The organism is Bacillus sp. CBEL-1, assembly GCF_004348885.1.
GTDB classification, from domain to species: Bacteria; Bacillota; Bacilli; order Bacillales; family Bacillaceae_H; genus Priestia; species Priestia aryabhattai_A.
In genome coordinates, this window is record NZ_SBIM01000013.1 from 1429426 (window position 1) to 1449521 (window position 20096).

Consider the following 20096-nt stretch of genomic DNA (forward strand, 5'->3'; position numbering starts at 1 on the left):
TTAGTACTCCTCTCTAAAGCGCTTTGTAATAAACTGAGCTAGTAGGTTCATAATGAGTGTAAAGACGAATAACGTCATTCCCACAGCATAGATACTGTAATAAACAGTCGTCCCGTATCCTGCATCTCCCGTTGCTACTTGCACGATATATGCAGTCATCGTTTGAATTGAACCCGTTACGTCTAGTGCCATTGTCGGTGTAGCTCCACCAGCTACTGTAACAATCATCGTTTCACCGATCGCACGCGAGATACCGAGTACAAACGATGCGATAATTCCTGACAAAGCTGCTGGCAGCACTACTTTTAATGCCACCTCTAAACGTGTCGCCCCTAAAGCTAAAGCTCCTTCTCTCATTGATTGAGGTACAGAACTCATTGCATCTTCTGATAAAGAAGCAATCATAGGAATAATCATGACACCAACTACAATACCTGGACTTAAAGCATTAAATAATCCTAAATCTGGAATAAGACCTCTTAAAAGCGGCGTAACAAATGTTAATGCGAAGAAGCCATATACAATTGTTGGGATACCCGCTAATACTTCTAAAATCGGCTTAATAATACGTCTTGTTCGATCCGACGCGTACTCACTCAAAAAAATAGCTGCTGCTAACCCGATTGGAATCGCAACAATCATTGCAATTACCGTAATCAGTAGCGTTCCCGTAACAAGTGGTAAAATCCCAAAGTTACCTGCTTTTTCAATAAACGGAAGCCATTTTTGTCCCGTAACAAACTCAACAAAAGATACTCTTTCAAAGAACATAATTGTTTCAAAAATTAATGTAAACAAAATCCCCACGGTTGTTAATGCTGATACAGCAGCCGTACAGAAAAGCAAAATGGGCATCACTTTCTCTATAATCATTGATGCGCCTTTTTTTGATTTATTCTGCTTGATTAATTCTCTAACGGAACCCTTCTTAGTATTGCTATTATTCGCTAAAGCCAATGTAGTAAACTCCCTTCCATCGCATGGAAAGATGAGAAGCAAGCGTTGCTCTGCTCCTCATCTTCATTTGTCTATTTCTTTAAACCTTCAAGCGTTTTTAGCTGCTCGTCGTATTCCTCATCTTTTAAGCTCACATAACCTACTTCTTCAGCAAGCTCTCCTGCATTTTCAAGCGTAAACTTAACATAGTCATATACTTGCTCTTTATCTTTTAATGCTCCAACACTTGCATACGTATATAGTGGACGAGATAATGGTGCATATTCACCGCTCATTACCGTTTCTTTTGTTGGTTCTACTGGGCCGTTTCCACCATCAATTGGTACAACTTTTAACTTATCTTTGTTCTCTGAGTAATACGCATAACCAAAGTAACCAATTGCGTTTTTATCACCCGTTACACCATTTACTAATACGTTGTCATCCTCTGATAATGTTGCAGACTCTGTAATCTCTTTTCCATCTAAAATTACTTCATCAAAGTAATCAAATGTCCCAGAGTCATGTCCTGGAGAATAGAATTTAATTTCTTCATCTGGCCAACCTTCACGAATATCAGACCATTTTTTTGCTTTTCCATCGTTAACCCACATTTTTTCTAGTTCTTCAACTGTTAAATGATCAACCCAATCATTTTCTTTATTAACAACAACTGATAGTCCGTCGTAAGCTAGTTCAAACTCTTGAACGTCTACTCCGCCCTCTTCAGCTGCTTTCTTTTCTTCATCTTTAATTGGACGAGATGCATTACTTAAATCCGTTTCACCTTTTGTGAATTTTTCAAATCCACCGCCCGTACCAGACAAACCAACGGATACTTGAACTCCAGGTTGAGTTGCCATATATTCTTCGCCAACTGCCTCCATAATTGGATACACAGTAGATGAACCATCAATTGCCACGTTTCCTTTTAACTGTTCACCTGACCCACCAGCGCCACTTCCTTGGCCACCGCCACATGCTGCTAGTGCAACTGTTGATCCAATTACTGCTGACATTGCTAGAAATTTAAAGCTTTTCATTCTCAAATTCCTCCTACGACATTTCGTTGTTTTGTCCTACAAGCTATACATTAAAGCCCAACTATTAATTCCGTTTTAAGCAAATGTAAAGCTTTTGTAAATCAAGGTCCTTTTACTTAAACTATTGGAAAAACAACAGTCCTTTTTCTTATTTTTGGATTTCATATTACTATTTAACTGATCTTTACTCCTTAATTTAGATATATTATTTCCTTAAGAAAACAAGAGCATGCAAAAAAGACGCTGAGTTCCTCAGCGCCTTTTCCTTTTCTATTCTTCTATATTTGTAGCTTCTGCATCAATTACTTGTTGCTGTTGTTCTTGTTCATCTACTTCTTTTTCACCTTTTTGCTTTAAATCAAAATATAAATCCATTGATTCTCGAGCTAGTTCTTTTGTAATATTGTTCGGGCTACTTGGTGTGAATGCAGACGGAACAACAACCGCCATTGCTACTTCTGGATTGTCAGCCGGAGCGTAAGCGATAAATGTTGAATTATTAATTGCAATTGGGTCGCCACCATTTGGGTTTTTCTCATAAGCCTGCGCCGTACCAGATTTACCTGCTGGATTATAAGAAGCACTTGCAAATGCTGCATATCCACTTCCACCTTGCTCTTGCGTAACACGTTTCATTCCGCTTTGTACAGCTTCAATATATTCCTGCTTCATAGTAATTCGGTTTAATACTTGTGTCTCAAACGAGTATTCAACACCACCAATTTCTTCTTCTTTAATTGTTGGCTTTCGAATCTCTTTTACAATCTGGGGCTTAATACGATAGCCACCGTTCGCAATTGTAGATGCATACTGTACAACTTGAAGAGGCGTATACGTATCATATTGACCAATAGCTAAGTCAAGAGCTGTACCTGGGATGCTGCTTCCGCCTTGGAAACCTGTTGCTTCATTGTCAAGCTCAATCCCAGTAGACACGCCAAGACCGAATTGACTATAGTACGAGCGAAGCTGCGCAAAGGTATCCGCTTTAATAGGTAAAGAACCATTATACTTATACTGAACATCAGCCATTGCCATAACCGTTTTAAACATAAATACGTTTGACGATTGCTTTAACGCGGTAGAGTAATTAATAGGTCCCATATTTTTAAAGGACTTCTTTTCTTTTGTTCCTGCAAACTTAATTGGCTCATCGACAAAAACAGTGTCTGTTGTGATGGCACCAGAATCAAACCCTGCTAGTACGGTAGCACCCTTTACTACTGAACCCATTGTATATGAAGTCGATAAATTCCCCAAGGCAAAATCTTCAATTTTAGCAGCACCTGTTTTAGAATCAGTTGTATATCTTTTCCCTGCCATTGTCAAAATCTCACCTGTATTTGGATCCATCATAATAACAAATGCTCGGTCTAAAAACCTTGTACCAGACATTTGTTTCTTCTCAATTAGTTGCTTTGTAATTGCTTCTTCTACTGCTTGTTGAAGCTCCATATCAATAGTTAATACTAAATCACTTCCGCGCTGCCCTTCAGTTAAATGTAAGGTATCGACAAGATTTCCGCTTCGATCCGTTACGTATTGAACCTGCTCTTTTTGACCTTTAAGCTGTGATTCGTATTCTTTTTCAAGATAGCTCGTACCAACTTGATCATTACGGCTGTATCCTCTGGACAAGTAGTAGTCTACTTTGTCTCTTGGAAGACCTTCATTGGCCGATGATACATTCCCCAGCAGTGTACGAAGCGTACCACCTTGTGGATAATAACGTTCCCAGTAAGTAGTTGTATCAACACCTGGAAGTTGCGATAAATTTTCACTAACAATAGCAAATTCAGCCGGAGTTACATTTTTCTTAATAATTTGAGGAGTTTGAGCATAACCTGCTTCCATTTGTCTTTTAATTGCCAAAACTTCTAAGTCGCCCGCTAATGTTTGTAAATCTCCCTCTGTAATACGACTTAACTGCCTGTTATAAAGCTCTTCATCCGTCATTTCTCCCGCTTCTACTTTGCTTCGATCACTATCACTGATTTTCTTTTCAGCTTCTTTTGGATTAAGCATAATCCAATAATCTTTTAGATCACGCTCTGTGATTTTCACAATATCTTCGGAATCTTTATCTACGTTTTTTTCCGGTACATCAATTGCATTCGTTGAGTACGAAACATCGATTAGCTTTGCTAGTTGTCGAGCAATTTTTAACCGTTCCTCCGCAGTATTTCCTTGGAAGCGTGTATATGTAATCGCATTTAATGGTGTATTGTCGACGATTACACGATTATAACGATCATACATTCTACCTCGTGGAACAGGAGTGTTAACGGTTACGTCCTCCGTACGTTCAACTTCACGTTGGTAACTTTCTCCATGTACAATTTGTACTAAACCTAAACGTAATATCAGTACCGAAAACAGTGCAAAGATGCCTAGAAATAAAATGTTCATTCGAAACGAGACATGACTTTTACGTTTATTTTTCTTTTTCATTTCTTCACCTACAATTTATCAGCATATATACAATCTCATCATAATTTTTTAAATTTGGCAAATAAATAGACACCCTAAAGGTGTCTATTTATGCTGTGTCTATTGTAAAAGAATTTTGTGTTGATTTCTATAGTACAAAGTAATTATCTATCCCCATTATGCTGGAGATTCACCGTCTCCTTCATTTAAAGCTGGCTGCGTAACCGGCTTAGGGGTATGCTTATTTGTAGGTTGAGAAATGTTGCGAACACAGAAGTAAATACAAGAGTGTCCTGCGCCAATAATGGCTAATAGTATGGGTAAACTTTGCTGTTCATTAAAAAAAACGACAGCGATGAGAAAAGAGCCAATTGAAATGATGCGTCCAATATTTAAAAAGACATCTCGAACCACAATATATTCAATACGTTTAGAAACAATATCTTTGGCTCGACCAATAACATCATATGTTAAGGACATATACGGTACCAGCAAAATAGGGTAGCCAATTGCAATACAAATTGCATATAAAATAAGGTTTGTGTACGATAAATTAAATAGCAGTAAAAAAACTGAACCGTATAGAAGAATTCCACCTGCTAAAATGAACTTTAAGCGATCTTTTTGTTTAATAAACCTAGAGGCAACATAATATGCAACAAAGGCTACAGCTGAGTTAACCAGACCAAACGTACCAAGTGCAAGTTCGCTATCAGTTGTAATAAAGACCAATACTGACACTACAAAAATAAACGTACCTTCTCTAATTCCTTGAAATACATGTGCATATAAAATTCTGCGCCAGTCTCGATTATATTTTCTTTCCCTCAATACTTCTCTAAATTTATATACGCCCTCAGCTGGACGTCTTTGTAAAAAGAAGCTAAGGACAACCGCACTAACAAACATTAAAAGTGACACTCCAAAGACTACGCGATAACCGATGTATTCGTAAAGGCTAGCGATAATAAAACCTGCGCCTAGAGGGCCAATCATTCCGGCAAATGAATTCAATACTCCGAGAAATCCGTTAAAAAAATCCCGTGTATCAGGTTCTGTAATTTCAAATGTTAATACGTTAAATGCTAACCAATAGAATCCATATCCTATTCCTAAAAGCGCACCGAGAAGAATTAAAAACTCATCAGCTCGGTCACCTACCATTAATACAACAATATAGAAAATAGACAGAAACGAAACACCTAATCGAAGCACAACCACCCGATCGATTTTTTTAGCCCACCTTCCAGCTAAAATAAAGGTCAGTGGTTGAAAAATAACAATGACTAAGTTATAGATCGCTAAAGCAGAAAATTCTCCTGTTTGCTTCCATAAATACACATTTACAAACGAATTCGAAATTGAAATAGCTAAAGCATATAGCCCTCCAATAATAAGTAATAACAATAAATCTTTATTAACTTCTACATCTCCAACAACTTTCTTTAATAAAGGCATATAAAAAACTCCTTTTCTCTTCTACCCCTAGTGTGTGAAAAAGAAAAAGAGATATGTAAAAGAATTGGAAAACAAAAAAACCAGTAAAGGCAATAATTGCTTTACTGGTTTTTTTTTATTATTTTGCTGCTGCGTAACGCTTTGCAACTTCATCCCATTTAATTACATTAAAGAATGCTGAAATGTAATCTGGACGACGGTTTTGGTAGTTTAGGTAGTAAGCATGCTCCCAAACGTCTAGTCCTAGGATTGGCGTTTTACCTTCCATTAGTGGGCTATCTTGGTTTGGTGTGCTTGTTACTTCTAATTCTCCATTGTTTACAACTAACCAAGCCCAGCCAGAACCGAAGCGTGTAGTTGCTGCTTTAGCGAATGCATCTTTAAATGCATCAAAGCTTCCAAATTTGCTGCTGATTGCGTCTGCTAACTCACCTGTTGGCTCACCGCCACCGTTAGGGCAAAGAATTGTCCAAAATAGTGAATGGTTAGCATGTCCACCACCGTTGTTACGTACTGCTGTACGGATGTCTTCTGGTACAGCGTCCATGTTTGAGATTAACTCTTCAACGCTTTTAGAAGCTAAATCAGCTTTTCCTTCTACTGCTGCGTTTAAGTTTGTAACGTAAGTGTTATGATGTTTCGTATGGTGAATGTTCATCGTTTCTTTGTCGATGTGTGGTTCAAGTGCATCGTATGCATAAGGTAATTGTGGTAATTCGTAAGCCATGGGTAATTCCTCCTTTAAAATATGTACCTAATTTGGTGAAAGAAAATTCACCTCATGTTTTTAGATTAGCAAATTTAACCTACGCTTTCAATGAAAAAGCATCTAATCATCATTTATATTTACCCGATTCCCATTGTCTATCCTATTTAAACGTAAAATTTTAGCTAAAAACAAAATAAAAAATCTTTCTTTACAATTGTAAAGAAAGATTTATCAGCAATATGTATGGCGGAGGAAGAGGGATTCGAACCCCCGCGGGCTTTAACACCCCTGTCGGTTTTCAAGACCGATCCCTTCAGCCGGACTTGGGTATTCCTCCAACCTTTTCATGGTGGACCCTGCAGGACTCGAACCTGCGACCGGACGGTTATGAGCCGTCTGCTCTAACCAGCTGAGCTAAGGGTCCATGGCTCCACAGGTAGGACTCGAACCTACGACCGATCGGTTAACAGCCGATTGCTCTACCACTGAGCTACTGTGGAATAATAATATGTAAACTTTGTCACTGAAAGGTATAGCGGCGGAGGGGATCGAACCCCCGACCTCACGGGTATGAACCGTACGCTCTAGCCAGCTGAGCTACACCGCCATGGCTCCACAGGTAGGACTCGAACCTACGACCGATCGGTTAACAGCCGATTGCTCTACCACTGAGCTACTGTGGAACGATATAACATTTATTAGCGACATTAAAAATTTAACATGATTTTAAATAAAAGTCAACAAATTATTATAAAACAACAATAAGGAAATATATAATCATTGCCGCTTGAATAATTCCTTTTGAAATGGCCCCGCTGAAAAAACCAACTAACGAACCAAAACCAATTTTTACAGCATTTTGAACACTAGTACGATGTACGACTAGCTCTCCAATCACCGCTCCTAAAAATGGACCAAGTAGTATGCCAATTCCAGGAATTAAAAACGGGCCAACCAATAACCCAATGGTGCTTCCCCAAATTCCTGCTTTTGTTCCACCAAACTTTTTAACCCCAATTAGATTTGCCAAATAATCAGCTGCAAAAAGCGCTGCTACAAGCAGACCTTGAATAAGTACAAACAAGAAGGTATATGGCTCAAAACTATAGAAGAAACCGTACAATAAAAACCCCAATGCTACAAACAGTACGCTTGGGATAATAGGATAGATTAATCCAATAAATGATACTACAAAACAAACTACAATGAGTGTCCAATATAAAAAGTCCAACTTAACACGTTCCCTTTCATCTCAATCTCTATTTGCCATTATCAAACAGTATACACCTTAACAACTTTTTTGATAATAATATTCCATAAAAAAGAGCGACCTTTTAATAAGTCGCTCTTTTTAGCTTATTTTTATTTAGATTTTTGAGCCACGCTTTTTTTATTTTCGCCTAATACCGCTTCTGCAATATTAACAGCATGATCTCCAATACGCTCTAAGTTACTGATAATGTCAACAAATACAATTCCAGCTGACCCTGTGCAAGCTCCTTCATTTAAGCGTAAAATATGCTTTTTACGAAGTGAACGCTCCATGCTGTCAATTTGATCTTCTTGCTGCATAACGTGAACAGCCTTTTCACGATCGTTGTGCTCTAGTGCTGCAACAGCTTCTTTAACTGTTGAAATTGTTAGTTCGAACATTTCTGCTAAATCTTTATTAGCTTCAGATGTTACTTTTACTTTGTTAGTGATTTGATAGTCAACGAGCTCAACGATATTTTCGAAATGATCTCCAATACGTTCAATATCACGAGCTGTGTCTAACAACATTGAATGCTCTTCACTTTCTGACGCTGACATAGAAGAAGAAGAAAGTAAAATTAAATAGTTGGTAATTTTTTTATCCAAATTATTAATAGCATCTTCAATTTGTAGAGCCATATCAGAATGCTTATGTTGCTTCGTTTTTAAATAATTGTTTGCTTCTTCTAATCCAATTGTTGAGAACTGTCCCATACGAACCAGCTCTTCTTTTGCTTGTCCTAACGCAATCGATGGTGATTGCTCAATAAAAACTGGATCTAGATGTTTCGGTTTAAAGTCAACTAGCGCATCGTCTCCTGGAATTACTTTTGTTACGATTAAAGCCAATAATCCAATAAACGGAAATTGAATAATAGTATTCGTGATGTTAAACGTTCCGTGTGCAAAGGCTATTGTCATCTCTGGGTTTAGTGCTAATGCACCTTGTAAATACAGAACAAACTTTGTAAACAGCGGTAAAATAACTAAGAAGATAACTGTTCCAATGATATTGAACATTACATGAGTTAACGCTGCGCGTCTTGCCGCAACGCTTGCACCAATGGATGCTAAAATTGCTGTAATGGTTGTACCAATATTATCTCCAAATAATACGGGTAACGCTGCATAAATATCGATTGCTCCTTGACCAAATAGCTCCTGTAAGATACCAATGGTTGCACTTGAACTTTGAACGATAACTGTAAACACCGTACCAATGACAACACCTAAGATTGGGTTATCACTCATGCTTACCGTTAAGTCTTGAAACGCTTGAAGTGAACGGAGTGGCTTCATACCATCACCCATTAGCTCTAGTCCAAAGAATAACATCCCAAAGCCAAACACAATTTGACCAAAGTTTTGAACTGGCTTGCTCTTAAAGAAGAATAACATGAGAGCACCTACAGCTAAAATAGGTAACGCATAATCTGAAATTTTAATACCGATTATGAAAGCTGTAACGGTTGTTCCGATATTCGCTCCCATAATAACTCCAATTGCTTGACGTAAGTTCATAAAACCAGCACTTACTAACCCGACTGTAATAACGGTTGTACCAGAACTACTTTGAATGAGTATGGTAACCAAAATCCCTGCAAGCACACCCATAAATGGATTTGTTGTAAAACGATCTAGTATATCGCGCAATTTATCTCCGGCTGACTTTTGTAAGCCATCACCCATGAATTTAATCCCAAACAGGAAAATCCCGAGGCCACCGATAAATTCAAATATCATCTTCTGAACATCTAGTTCCAAAGAATTCCACTCCTATCTCTACAGTTTCATTTTTCGACAGACATCTACAAGTCCCACATAATTATTAACGTAAAATAAATGTTGTGTAAACGCTGATTCTGAAAAATTTACATTATCTTAACATTTCATTTACATAACACAGCATCTACATAAAAAAAATCACCTTTTCGCACTTTCATTATGAATATAATGGTAAAATAAAAAGCAAATATTACTAAAATAAGGAGCTTTGTCCATGGAAATGTTTCGCCGCTTTTTAATGAGTACATACCTTCCAAAAAAAGTAGTGATGCTTAGATTTGAACATCCAAATAAAACCATCGGTTATGTTTTATTGTTAACTGCTTTCTCATTACTACCAGCTTTGCTTTTTATGATACCCACAATTGTAAGCGGTTATCAAAATGCCATTCAGTATATTACAACACCATCCACAACTGTTTACCTTGAAGATTACACACTTTACGAAGAAGGAAAAAGGAATATTTCTAGTTCTTCATTTACTCTAGATTCCACGACTACAACTGAGGAAGTTTCAATTACACCGCCTTTATACGGAATAGGATTGGTGAAAGATGGTGTCTTTCTTGCCATTAAAGGACAAGCACAAGTGTATTCATACGAACTTTTAGGTTGGAACTCTTTAAGCAAAGTGGATCTTTTACATCACTTAAAAGATATTAAAAATACGCTTTTTGTTTTTATTCCTCTCTCTGTCTTTTTATTATTTTGTTTAACAGCAGGATTAAAGTTTATTCAAATTACACTTTTCGCTGTAATTGGTCTGTACACGAGTCGCTTCACCAAAAAAACAGTAACGTTCAAACACGCTTGGGTATTGAGTGCTTACAGCATTACTCCCATGACTGTTCTATTTATGATTATTGATTTATTCTCTTATTCTGCCCCCTACTCAACAAGCCTTTATTTAGCTGGAGTGCTATTTACGTATGTATTTATTTTATCGAGGCTTCCAATTAAAAAGGAAAAGGGTATCTCTTTAAACGCTTAAGAGGTACCCTTTATATTAATAAAAAAACTGAGCGACTTGCTGTAGCTTTTTGGAGAGTATGGTTAACTCTTGTGCTATTTACTCAGTGTTTTCAACATGCTTTCTTTAGCTATTAAAAGTATGTACAAAGCTCCGTGGTACTCGCAACCACTTCTTTGGAAACTGCCATTAAGCTTTCAGCGAATGGATTGATTTCTGATATCATGTATCTCATTTATTACACATAGATGCAACTTTGTTCCCTCTTTTAATTAGTAGTCCAAAGTATGAAAGAAGGTTGTAAACTCTATATAAAAAAATTGTTCTTTTCAAATGAAAAACTACTTCAGTTTCACCTTTACAACTTTTCTCTTTCCAATATCAACTGAGCTGAAGATTCGTAAAATCAGCCATCCGCCCGCTATGAGCAAAGTTAGAAAACTATACATGTACATGCTTTTTTCATTTACCATCCAAACTCCATATACGATGGGTCCTAAAGCAACACCTAGAAACCGGGTTGTGCCGTATAATGACACAACAAACCCTCTTTCTGCATCTGAAGTTGTAGACGTAATCATCATGTTCACACACGGCAACACAAAGCCAAGCCCGCCAAAAGCAAGCGTCAAGCTAAACATTAAAACAGAAAGAGAATGGACAAAAATAAGCAAACCAAACGTTACAAATAATAAACTCGTACCTAGAAGCATTAATTTCTTCATTAAGACCTCATCGTTTTTAATTCGTTTTCCACTCCAATAAGAAGCAAGGGTCATCGCGCTGAGAGGGAAGAAAAAAGCTGTCCCTTTAAAAAAACCATCGATATGATACGTTTCTTGAATTAAAAAAGATAGAAAGTACAGAACACCAAAGACAATAAACAGCCCTACCCCTCCTATAAAAAAAAGAGGAAACAATTCTTTCTTCCGTTGATAAACAATCCGAAAGGCTTGTTGAAAATAAGCTCGAATTCCTAACGCATTCTCACTGTTCTTTACATTTTCTACGTATCGATTAATACCTAAAAAAGCCATTAATGCAACCAAGGGATAGACAATGAAAACGGCAGACCATGTTACGAGCGCAACAGTCGCACCTATAATAGGAGCAATGACTTTTCCAACTCCGTTATATACTTCTAACAATCCTAATGCCGTCGCCCGCTTGTCATTATGAAACACATCACCTACTAAAGCCATTGCAAGAGTTGTCGTACCTGCTGCTCCTATTCCCTGTATTACTCGCCCTCCAATTAATATTGAAAACGCCTGACTTGGTATTGCCATACTAAAAAAAGATACAATACTTCCTACCATAATAAAAGTTAACGAAATTAAGATAAGTTTTTTTCTACCATAACGATCTGATAAGATACCTGCAATTGGAATTAAGATGGCTGCTGGAATTGTAAAAGCACTTAAGATAAAGCCCGTTTGTAATTCATTTAAATCCAAGGACTGCTGAATATTTGGTAACAGAGGAATCAAGGTAGAATTCCCCAGAACCATAATGAGCGGTAATAGTCCTAGTGAAATCATCATTAATTTTTCTTTCAAAATAAATTCTCCATTCATAGTTAAAGTTGGACAAGCATAAGCTATAACACCCTGTTTATTTAAAATTTGCTTTCAGGAGGAGCTTATGAAAAGACTATCTGCCCTTGCCGCTCTCGCATTTGTTGGTTATATTTGTCATTATGATATTAAATATGGTACGATTCCTTCCTCAACTGAAGCTGCTCCTGTTCTGGCAAATGTTGAGAAAGAACAGCCAACACAAACAACAACACATTTTATAGAAGTAAAAGTAAAAGCTGGAGATACGGTATTGTCTATTATGGAAAAGTCACTAAAAGGTTCTATTCCCGTTTCAATCAATCAGCTGTCAAAAGACTTTACCACTTTAAATAACGGGCTTTCTCCACATGAAATCCAAGTTGGAAAAACATATAAATTCCCTACTTACAAGTAATTACAGCATACTTCTTGTCAAACAAAGATTGTCATTGTTAAAATAAACAGGCAACACTTTATACTAGTTATTTTATCTATAAAGAGTTATTCTATTAATGAATCTAAATTCTTGATTTCTTTTTGAAGGAGAGATTATCACGTGAGTGAAATTATACATCGTACAAAAACACGCCCTGTTAAAGTTGGAAATTTAACAATCGGTGGCAATAATGAAGTAGTTATCCAAAGTATGACAACAACAAAGACACATGATGTTGAAGCAACGGTCGCTGAGATTAAGCGCCTAGAAGAAGCAGGCTGTCAAGTTGTTCGCGTAGCTTGCCCAGATGAGCGCGCAGCAAATGCTATTGCAGATATTAAAAAACAAATTAATATCCCTTTAGTTGTTGACATTCATTTCGATTACCGTCTTGCTTTAAAAGCAATTGAAGGCGGAGCTGATAAAATCCGAATTAACCCAGGAAACATTGGACGCCGTGAAAAAGTTGAAGCTGTTGTTAACGCCGCAAAAGCTAAAGGCATTCCAATTCGTATTGGGGTTAACGCAGGCTCACTTGAAAAGCGCATTCTAGATAAATACGGATATCCAACAGCTGATGGAATGGTTGAAAGTGCATTACATCACATTAAAATTCTAGAAGATCTAGACTTCCACGATATCATCATATCTATGAAGGCTTCTGATGTAAACCTGGCAATTGAAGCATATGAAAAAGCAGCAAAAGCTTTTGATTATCCTTTACACTTAGGTATCACAGAGTCTGGTACGTTATTTGCGGGAACAGTAAAAAGTGCTGCTGGATTAGGTGCTATCCTATCCAAAGGTATTGGAAATACCGTTCGCGTATCTTTGAGTGCTGATCCCGTTGAAGAAGTAAAAGTGGCTCGCGAATTATTAAAATCATTTGGCTTAGCAGCTAATGCAGCGACTTTAATTTCTTGTCCTACATGTGGACGCATTGAAATCGACCTTATTAGCATCGCAAACGAAGTTGAAGAGTATATTTCACATATTAAGGCACCGATTAAAGTTGCTGTATTAGGTTGTGCAGTAAATGGACCTGGTGAAGCTCGCGAGGCAGATATCGGAATAGCTGGTGCAAGAGGTGAAGGATTGCTCTTCCGCAAAGGAGAAATCGTTCGCAAGGTTCCAGAAGAAACAATGGTTGAAGAGTTGAAAAAAGAAGTCGATAAGATTGCTGAAGAATATTATGAAAAGCAAAAAGCAGAACAAAACACTTAAAAAACAGGGTACCCAAACGGTACCCTGTTTTCTTTGTTAAAAGAACGGGAGGATAAAGGTTCCCACAATAATGGATACAATCCCAATCCCTATTGCCCATGCTCCTAACGTGTTTGCTCCTTTTCTTCGTGCGATAAACCCTAAAATAATCCCAGCTGCGCCAAGGATAATCGGCAAGAAAAATAACGAAAGAATGGATAGGATCAGCGCAAAGCGCCCATACCCTTTTCCTTCATCTTGACCAACTACTTCATGTTCACGATGAATATGCTCTTCACGTCCTGAAGCTGGAACTGCTATCTCAGCAGCTGTTTCTTCCATAAAGTCCGCTTCGTACGCGTCGTAATCTGTATCCTTACGTCGTTCATGCTGCTCATTCTCCATGTCTATCCCTCACTTTCTGAAATAAAGGAGCATTTATAGTATGTGATGTCATCTTAAAATTATAGTTGTTAATGTTTTCTTACTTTAGTACACTTAACATAACAAACCGCTAGAGAAGATTTTACAGATTGGAGTGCAATTGTTTGTCTAAACGATTTGGAATTGATATTGATGGAACAGTTACTTCACCCGAAACATTTGTTCCTCATTTAAATAAAGCATTTAATGCAAATTTAACTTACGAAGATATTACGGAGTATGATTTCTTACCTTTTGTAAATGCTACTCGTGAAGAATTAGCACAATGGTTTACAGACAACGAAGCCGCAATTTACAAGTCATCCCCTCTTGCTTCCCACGCAAAAGAAATTTTACAACAGTGGCATAAGCAGCATGAACTTTTTTTTATCAGTGCTCGCTCAGATAAACTATTAGATGTGACGAAAAATTGGTTTAATGAACATGATGTATCGTTTCATCATATTGAACTTATTGGAACACATTTCAAAGTAGAAGCAGCAAAAAAGTACAAAGTGGATATATTCTTTGAAGACAAGCATGACAATGCTTGTGATATAAGTGAAGAGTGTGATATACCTGTCATTCTTTTTGATACGCCATATAACCGTCTTCCAGTGCCTTCAAAAGTTGTACGAGTTCACAATTGGTTAGAAGCAAATGAATGGGTAAACAATTGGATCAAAAAGCAATCGTAATGACAAAAACAAAAGGCGAACTTAGCTAAGTTCGCCTTCTTTTTATCAAATTCAATTTACCACTTGCTCGTTACAATCCGTACACTTACCGTAGATTTCAAATTTATGTCCCGTTACATCGAATCCCTCTAAATCTTCGTTTACATACTTCATTGGACAAGCATCAATTTCTTTTGTTTTGCCACATTGTAAGCAAATAAAGTGATGATGGTGGTGTTTAGTTGCACATTTAAAGCGGAAATGCTTTTCACTTGAAAGCTCCGTCATCTCTAATATGCCAAGGTCTGCAAATAGTGATAAGTTACGATAAATAGTATCAAAGCTAAGACCTGGATAATCCAATCGCATATGCTCTAACACATCTTTAGCCGTTAAATACTTATCCGTTTTTGAAAACAACGCAAGCATTTCTTCTCGTTTTCCAGTATGCTTATATCCTTCATCTTTTAACAAATTAATTGCTTCTGACAAATTCATGTTCTTTTCCCCTTTCGCCCTTTGTTAATCATGATTGATATAATTAAAATTATAACAGCAATGACAACAATTGTACCTCCGGGAGCTAAATCTAAATAGTAAGCTGAAAACAATCCACCTAGTACGGATACTTCTCCAAAAATGACCGATAATAAAATGGTTTGTTTGAAACCATTAGCTAAGCGAATGCTCGCTGCTACCGGGAGCGTCATTAAGGATGACACTAATAAAATTCCAACAATTCGCATGGAAACCGCAATAACTAAAGCAACCATTACGATAAATAAAAAATGCACCCATTTCGCTTTAATGCCAGATGCTGACGCATGCTCTTCATCAAAGGATAAAATAAACAATTCTTTATAAAATACGAAAACGAGCGTAATAACTACTACCGCAATACCAATAACCGTCCATAAATCTGATCGGCTTACAGCGCTGACGCTACCAAACAAATAATTCATTAAGTCATTGTTAAAGCCATCTGCTAATGAAATACAAATGGCACTAATTCCTATTCCGCCCGATAAAATAATGGGAATGGCTAATTCTTGATAATGCTTGTAAACTGCACGTAGCTTTTCAATGAAAAGCGATCCTCCAACTGAAGCAACCATCCCTAGATATAGTGGGTTTACCCCTTGCATAAACCCTACTTTCTGACTCAATAACAAACTAAAAGAAATGCCGGCAAGAGTTACATGGCTAAGCGCATCTGCAATAAGAGAAAGGCGGCGCACAACGATAAAAGCGCCTAAAAGCGGAGCTAAGACCCCGATGATCATTCCCGTTGCAAATGCATTGCGTAAAAATTCAAATTCAAATAAGCTTGCAATCATGCGTGCTGCCCTCCATGGTCATGGTGATGAGTTAACATATGAACGTCATGTCCATAAAACATGGATACATCATGCTCACAAAACGTTTCAAAGTCCTTTGATTCCCCGTGAAAATGTAAAAATTTATTTAAACACGCAACGTGCGTTACTTTATCAGTAATCGTTCCAATATCATGTGTAACAAGTAACAGAGTGATTCCGTGTTCCTTATTTAGTTTTTCTAATAATTGATAAAAATTTTGAACATTTTGAGCATCCACACCAACCGTAGGCTCATCTAATATGAGCAGCTCCGGGTCACTTACAAGAGCACGTGCAATGAAAATACGCTGTTGCTGCCCACCTGATAACTCACCTATGTTTCGATTTATAAACTCACTCATACCAACAGCAGCTATTGCTTCTTTAACTTTTTTTCGATGTGCTGATGTCATAAACTTAAACAATCCAATCTTAGATGTTAGCCCTGTTGATACAACTTCAAATACCGTTGCGGGAAAACCACTGTTAAAGCTATTTGCTTTTTGTGACACATAGCCAATTTTGCTTCGCTCTTTAAATTTTCTTTGTTCTGTTCCAAATAAGCGAATTAACCCTTTTGAAGGCTTCTGCAGTCCCAGAATACATTTAATGAGCGTTGATTTTCCAGAACCATTTGGACCTACAAGTCCTAAAAAGGATCCTTTTGGAATTGAAAAGCTAATGTCCTCTAAAACATATCTCCCATCATATTGGAACGATAATTGTTCAACTTCAATAGCATTCGCTATACTCATATTTATCACCATTCTTTTCTATATTTAAGCACGACGAACAGGGCACGGTTTCATTATTTTAGCCGTTACCCCATTCACGTCAGAATCGTTACGATTTAATCATTCTAGTAGTATACCTCAATCCTACTTTGTTGTAAATGTTAATACATAAAGAAAATCAGCACATGTTGCACTTTCCCTCATACAATGTATATAACGAGGAGGGATTGACATGAAATTAGTTCAACAAATCGTTAACAAAAAAGTGAATAGCTTAACACCAAACGAGTTGCTTAAATATAGTAAACAGTATAATGTGTTTATTACACCCGAGCAGGCTCATACTCTTGTGAACGTCATTAGGCAAAAACCTGTAAACATTTATAATGAAGCTGAGCGGCGTTATTTAATTAAGCAAATTGCTCAAGTAACAGATCGGGAAACAGCTAAAAAGGTCAATGAGCTTTTCCAAAAACTGATGTAACACAAACAAAGAATCTAGGAAAACGAAATGATTCTTTCTCAAACACGACTTATGCCTTTTCTAAAATCTTTTAGGCTGCAATAACAAGCTCATTCCATGATGCTGCAGACACTCGCTTTTCGCAGGGAGGAACCTGATTCTCCTCGCTGTGCTGCGGGGTCTCAGCCTTTCCTCTAGTTCCCTCAGGAGCTATGTATCTTACGCTCCATTCCACTAGGCTTTTTAACTTATTTTTGGAACAAATAAAAAGATACCCAAACTATTAAAAGTCGTTACCTTCCACTAGTTCGGATATCTCGTTCGCTCAAATACTTATGTCTCAGCTTATTTTAACTGTTAGTTCATCAGCTTATTTTGTAACTCGGGATCGAATACTTTTGCTTTCAACATATCAATTTCAAGCTTATATGGTGCTTTTTTCGTCTTTTTATCCACGCCAACGTACGGTGTTTCTAGAATCTTCGGCACATCTGCAAATGCTGGATGATGAACAATGTAATTTAACGCGTCAAAGCCAATATGACCAAAGCCAATATTTTCATGTCGGTCTTTTTTAGCCCCACAGCTATTTTTACTATCGTTAACATGCAGTACTTTAATACGATCAATCCCCACCATTTTATCAAATTCATTTAATACTCCATCAAAATCGTTCACAATATCATATCCTGCATCGTGAACGTGGCATGTATCAAAACAAACCGATAACTTTTCGTTATGCGTAACACCATCAATGATCATAGCGATTTCCTCAAAACTTCGTCCACATTCAGATCCTTTTCCCGCCATTGTTTCTAAGGCAATCTGTACTTCTTGTTCTGGGCGAAGCACTTCATTTAATCCACTGATAATCTGCTTGATGCCTGTTTCTGTGCCAGCTCCTACATGAGCTCCTGGATGAAGTACAATTTGGCGAGCACCAAGAGCATGGGTACGCTGAATTTCTGAAGTTAAAAACTCTACTCCAAGCTCAAACGTGGCTGGATTTGTTGTATTACCAATATTAATGATATATGGAGCATGCACAACGATGTTATCAATACCGTTTTCTTTCATATGCTGTAGACCAGCTTCAATGTTTAGCTCTTCAATTTTTTTACGCCTTGTGTTTTGAGGAGCGCCCGTATAAATCATAAACGTATTAGCTCCATACGAAACAGCTTCTTCACTAGCCCCAAGCAGCATCTTTTTCCCACTCATTGATACGTGCGAACCGATTTTTAACATGTTGTTACCACCTCTGTTTTATCGATTATTGCGGCGCTCGCTTCTCTTTTTCTTTTGAACAAACTTTTGAATTTCACGAGCACGTTTTTTCTTATAGCCAGGTTTTACTTTCTTTGGCTTTTGAATTAAGCGACTTGCTTCTTTATCAACATCATCCGTTTTTTTCTGACGTTTTTTACGACGGTTGCGGTCATCAATTGAAATCCATTCACCGTTTTTCAAGTCTTTGTTCACAAACTCTATTCCCATTTTCTCAAGTCGAATCACTGCATCTTCATCTTCTACATCATACATTGTAGCAGCAATCCCTGAATATCCAGCACGTGCTGTACGTCCTACGCGGTGAATATAAAAATCTAGATCTGAAGGAAGTTCAAAGTTAATTACGTGACTAATGCCCTCGATGTCAATACCGCGAGCTGCTAAATCTGTTGCTACAACGTATTGAAACTCTAGGTTTGAAATTTGTTTCATCATCTTCTTACGATCACGTGGCGTTAAATCCCCATGAATACGCCCTACACGAAGGCCTTTTGCCATTAAATCATCCGCTACTTCATCAGCCATCTTCTTCGTGTTGGTAAACACAATGGCTAAGTATGGATTATAAGAAACAAGCATATCGTGTAAAAGTTTAAACTTGTTACGATGACGAAGGGGTACTAATACATGCTCTAGCTTAGCTGCTGCTACTTGATTTGGTGCCACATGAGAATATTTAGGGTTATCCATATATTTTTTCAAGAATGGCTTTAATTTCTCTGGAATTGTAGCTGAGAATACAAGCATTTGAAGCTTTTCAGGCATGCTGCTTGCCAAACGATCTACATCTTCTAAAAAGCCCATATCAAGCATTAAATCTGCTTCATCTACAACGATTGCTGCAGTCGTATGAACAAATAACGCTTTTTCATTTACTAAATCAAATAGACGTGAAGGTGTTCCAACTACAATTTGTGGCTGTTTTTTTAACTTTTCAATCGTACGCTGCTTGTCTGTTCCACCAATAAAACATTTTGCTGTAATTTCTTTTCCTTCTTCACAGTATTTCGTAATCTTTAATACTTCTTGATAAATTTGTGAAGCTAGCTCACGTGTTGGAGCTGCAATAACAACCTGTACTTCTTGCTTTGCCGGATTCACTTTTTCTAAAAGAGGAAGTAAATATGCATGTGTTTTACCTGTTCCTGTTTGCGACTGACCAATAACGCTGTCTCCTTTTAAAACTGATGGAATCAAGCGTTCTTGAATTTCTGTTGGGTTATAAAACCCTAATTGCTTAATTGCTTCTATTAAAAATGGCTGTAGCTCAAAACGTTCAAAGTTAGTTTTTTCCATATTAAATCTCCTTTTTTTACTGTCACGTTCAATTTTAAACACAATATATGATTATAATCCATTTTGCTCTCG

Annotated in this window: 19 protein-coding genes and 5 tRNA genes; 5 read left to right on the top strand and 19 right to left on the bottom strand. The window is 37.3% G+C overall.

The features are described 5' to 3' along the window. From pstC to EPL02_RS17310, 12 genes are all read right to left on the bottom strand, one after another. Complete coding sequence (pstC, locus tag EPL02_RS17255; RefSeq protein WP_286175480.1) at nucleotides 1-957, bottom strand: phosphate ABC transporter permease subunit PstC; 957 nt, start codon at nucleotides 955-957, stop codon at nucleotides 1-3. A gap of 71 nt (nucleotides 958-1028) precedes the next feature. Further along, a complete protein-coding gene (locus tag EPL02_RS17260; RefSeq protein WP_131888301.1) occupies nucleotides 1029-1979 on the bottom strand; it encodes a PstS family phosphate ABC transporter substrate-binding protein in 951 nt (316 codons plus the stop codon). A gap of 270 nt (nucleotides 1980-2249) precedes the next feature. Then, complete coding sequence (locus EPL02_RS17265) at nucleotides 2250-4430, bottom strand: peptidoglycan D,D-transpeptidase FtsI family protein (RefSeq protein WP_131888302.1); 2181 nt, start codon at nucleotides 4428-4430, stop codon at nucleotides 2250-2252. A 156-nt stretch (nucleotides 4431-4586) separates the two neighbouring features. Continuing rightward, nucleotides 4587-5867 carry an MFS transporter gene (locus EPL02_RS17270; RefSeq protein WP_131888303.1) on the bottom strand — a complete coding sequence of 427 codons (1281 nt, stop codon included), beginning with the start codon at nucleotides 5865-5867 and terminating at the stop codon, nucleotides 4587-4589. A gap of 118 nt (nucleotides 5868-5985) precedes the next feature. Continuing rightward, nucleotides 5986-6594, bottom strand: a complete 609-nt coding sequence (gene sodA / locus EPL02_RS17275) for a superoxide dismutase SodA (protein WP_025911589.1) — start codon at nucleotides 6592-6594, stop codon at nucleotides 5986-5988. A 226-nt stretch (nucleotides 6595-6820) separates the two neighbouring features. Then, nucleotides 6821-6913, bottom strand: a tRNA-Ser gene (locus EPL02_RS17280). A 10-nt stretch (nucleotides 6914-6923) separates the two neighbouring features. Then, nucleotides 6924-7000, bottom strand: a tRNA-Ile gene (locus tag EPL02_RS17285). Between the two features lies 1 nt (nucleotide 7001). Further along, nucleotides 7002-7076 (bottom strand) — tRNA-Asn (locus EPL02_RS17290). Between the two features lie 33 nt (nucleotides 7077-7109). Continuing rightward, nucleotides 7110-7183: transfer RNA gene (locus EPL02_RS17295), tRNA-Met, on the bottom strand. Nucleotide 7184: 1 nt separating this feature from the next. Then, a tRNA-Asn gene (locus tag EPL02_RS17300) sits at nucleotides 7185-7259 on the bottom strand. A gap of 65 nt (nucleotides 7260-7324) precedes the next feature. Then, nucleotides 7325-7807, bottom strand: a complete 483-nt coding sequence (locus EPL02_RS17305; protein ID WP_094910814.1) for a DUF456 domain-containing protein — start codon at nucleotides 7805-7807, stop codon at nucleotides 7325-7327. Nucleotides 7808-7938: 131 nt separating this feature from the next. Next, on the bottom strand, nucleotides 7939-9594 hold the full coding sequence (locus EPL02_RS17310) for a Na/Pi cotransporter family protein (protein WP_179289217.1): 1656 nt from the start codon (nucleotides 9592-9594) through the stop codon (nucleotides 7939-7941). Between the two features lie 235 nt (nucleotides 9595-9829). Here EPL02_RS17310 and EPL02_RS17315 point away from each other — a divergent pair, with 235 nt between their 5' ends. After that, nucleotides 9830-10606: a DUF1189 domain-containing protein gene (locus tag EPL02_RS17315; protein WP_131888304.1), complete on the top strand. Its 777-nt coding sequence runs from the start codon at nucleotides 9830-9832 to the stop codon at nucleotides 10604-10606. A gap of 320 nt (nucleotides 10607-10926) precedes the next feature. On the opposite strand, the gene EPL02_RS17320 is transcribed toward EPL02_RS17315, so the two are convergent. After that, nucleotides 10927-12144, bottom strand: coding sequence for an MFS transporter (locus tag EPL02_RS17320; RefSeq protein WP_094910816.1), 1218 nt, complete (start codon nucleotides 12142-12144; stop codon nucleotides 10927-10929). 85 nt (nucleotides 12145-12229) lie between these two features. Between EPL02_RS17320 and EPL02_RS17325 the strand changes: the two genes are divergently transcribed. Beyond that, nucleotides 12230-12559, top strand: a complete 330-nt coding sequence (locus tag EPL02_RS17325; protein WP_094910817.1) for a LysM peptidoglycan-binding domain-containing protein — start codon at nucleotides 12230-12232, stop codon at nucleotides 12557-12559. Nucleotides 12560-12700: 141 nt separating this feature from the next. Beyond that, nucleotides 12701-13804 (top strand): flavodoxin-dependent (E)-4-hydroxy-3-methylbut-2-enyl-diphosphate synthase, encoded by a 1104-nt coding sequence (gene ispG / locus EPL02_RS17330; protein WP_131888305.1) that lies wholly within the window; start codon nucleotides 12701-12703, stop codon nucleotides 13802-13804. A gap of 36 nt (nucleotides 13805-13840) precedes the next feature. Here the strand turns inward: ispG and EPL02_RS17335 are convergent, their stop codons facing one another. Then, on the bottom strand, nucleotides 13841-14188 hold the full coding sequence (locus EPL02_RS17335) for a DUF4190 domain-containing protein (RefSeq protein ID WP_094910819.1): 348 nt from the start codon (nucleotides 14186-14188) through the stop codon (nucleotides 13841-13843). Nucleotides 14189-14331: 143 nt separating this feature from the next. On the opposite strand from EPL02_RS17335, the gene EPL02_RS17340 reads away from it, so the two are divergent. Next, entirely contained in the window at nucleotides 14332-14904 is a 573-nt protein-coding gene (locus EPL02_RS17340; RefSeq protein WP_094910820.1) for a 5' nucleotidase, NT5C type, read from the top strand. Nucleotides 14905-14955: 51 nt separating this feature from the next. On the opposite strand, the gene EPL02_RS17345 is transcribed toward EPL02_RS17340, so the two are convergent. The 3 genes from EPL02_RS17345 to EPL02_RS17355 are packed head-to-tail and all read right to left on the bottom strand — an operon-like array spanning nucleotide 14956 to nucleotide 16996. After that, a complete protein-coding gene (locus EPL02_RS17345) occupies nucleotides 14956-15381 on the bottom strand; it encodes a Fur family transcriptional regulator (protein WP_094910821.1) in 426 nt (141 codons plus the stop codon). Then, a complete protein-coding gene (locus EPL02_RS17350) occupies nucleotides 15378-16220 on the bottom strand; it encodes a metal ABC transporter permease (protein ID WP_094910822.1) in 843 nt (280 codons plus the stop codon). Before EPL02_RS17350 ends, EPL02_RS17345 begins: the two co-directional genes overlap by 4 nt. Further along, complete coding sequence (locus EPL02_RS17355; protein WP_094910823.1) at nucleotides 16217-16996, bottom strand: metal ABC transporter ATP-binding protein; 780 nt, start codon at nucleotides 16994-16996, stop codon at nucleotides 16217-16219. Before EPL02_RS17355 ends, EPL02_RS17350 begins: the two co-directional genes overlap by 4 nt. Nucleotides 16997-17207: 211 nt before the next feature. Here EPL02_RS17355 and EPL02_RS17360 point away from each other — a divergent pair, with 211 nt between their 5' ends. After that, the gene (locus tag EPL02_RS17360) at nucleotides 17208-17459 is read left to right on the top strand and encodes a DUF2624 domain-containing protein (protein WP_094910824.1); all 252 of its coding nucleotides are present in this window, start codon (nucleotides 17208-17210) and stop codon (nucleotides 17457-17459) included. A 336-nt stretch (nucleotides 17460-17795) separates the two neighbouring features. Here EPL02_RS17360 and EPL02_RS17365 read toward each other — a convergent pair whose 3' ends face one another. Together EPL02_RS17365 and EPL02_RS17370 are read right to left on the bottom strand one after the other, a co-directional pair. Continuing rightward, a complete protein-coding gene (locus EPL02_RS17365) occupies nucleotides 17796-18686 on the bottom strand; it encodes a deoxyribonuclease IV (protein ID WP_094910825.1) in 891 nt (296 codons plus the stop codon). Between the two features lie 18 nt (nucleotides 18687-18704). Continuing rightward, nucleotides 18705-20024 (bottom strand): DEAD/DEAH box helicase, encoded by a 1320-nt coding sequence (locus tag EPL02_RS17370; protein WP_094910826.1) that lies wholly within the window; start codon nucleotides 20022-20024, stop codon nucleotides 18705-18707. Nucleotides 20025-20096: the final 72 nt, after the last annotated feature.

What these genes read in the sequence shown, in the direction of transcription:
- EPL02_RS17360 (WP_094910824.1), top strand. Translation starts at nt 17,208, where the DNA reads ATGAAATTAGTTCAACAAATCGTTAACAAAAAAGTGAATAGCTTAACA.
- EPL02_RS17315 (WP_131888304.1), top strand. Translation starts at nt 9,830, where the DNA reads ATGGAAATGTTTCGCCGCTTTTTAATGAGTACATACCTTCCAAAAAAA.
- EPL02_RS17370 (WP_094910826.1), bottom strand. Translation starts at nt 20,024, where the DNA reads ATGGAAAAAACTAACTTTGAACGTTTTGAGCTACAGCCATTTTTAATA.
- sodA (WP_025911589.1), bottom strand. Translation starts at nt 6,594, where the DNA reads ATGGCTTACGAATTACCACAATTACCTTATGCATACGATGCACTTGAA.
- EPL02_RS17270 (WP_131888303.1), bottom strand. Translation starts at nt 5,867, where the DNA reads ATGCCTTTATTAAAGAAAGTTGTTGGAGATGTAGAAGTTAATAAAGAT.
- EPL02_RS17355 (WP_094910823.1), bottom strand. Translation starts at nt 16,996, where the DNA reads ATGAGTATAGCGAATGCTATTGAAGTTGAACAATTATCGTTCCAATAT.
- EPL02_RS17260 (WP_131888301.1), bottom strand. Translation starts at nt 1,979, where the DNA reads ATGAAAAGCTTTAAATTTCTAGCAATGTCAGCAGTAATTGGATCAACA.
- EPL02_RS17365 (WP_094910825.1), bottom strand. Translation starts at nt 18,686, where the DNA reads ATGTTAAAAATCGGTTCGCACGTATCAATGAGTGGGAAAAAGATGCTG.
- EPL02_RS17325 (WP_094910817.1), top strand. Translation starts at nt 12,230, where the DNA reads ATGAAAAGACTATCTGCCCTTGCCGCTCTCGCATTTGTTGGTTATATT.
- EPL02_RS17345 (WP_094910821.1), bottom strand. Translation starts at nt 15,381, where the DNA reads ATGAATTTGTCAGAAGCAATTAATTTGTTAAAAGATGAAGGATATAAG.
- EPL02_RS17350 (WP_094910822.1), bottom strand. Translation starts at nt 16,220, where the DNA reads ATGATTGCAAGCTTATTTGAATTTGAATTTTTACGCAATGCATTTGCA.
- EPL02_RS17335 (WP_094910819.1), bottom strand. Translation starts at nt 14,188, where the DNA reads ATGGAGAATGAGCAGCATGAACGACGTAAGGATACAGATTACGACGCG.
- EPL02_RS17265 (WP_131888302.1), bottom strand. Translation starts at nt 4,430, where the DNA reads ATGAAAAAGAAAAATAAACGTAAAAGTCATGTCTCGTTTCGAATGAAC.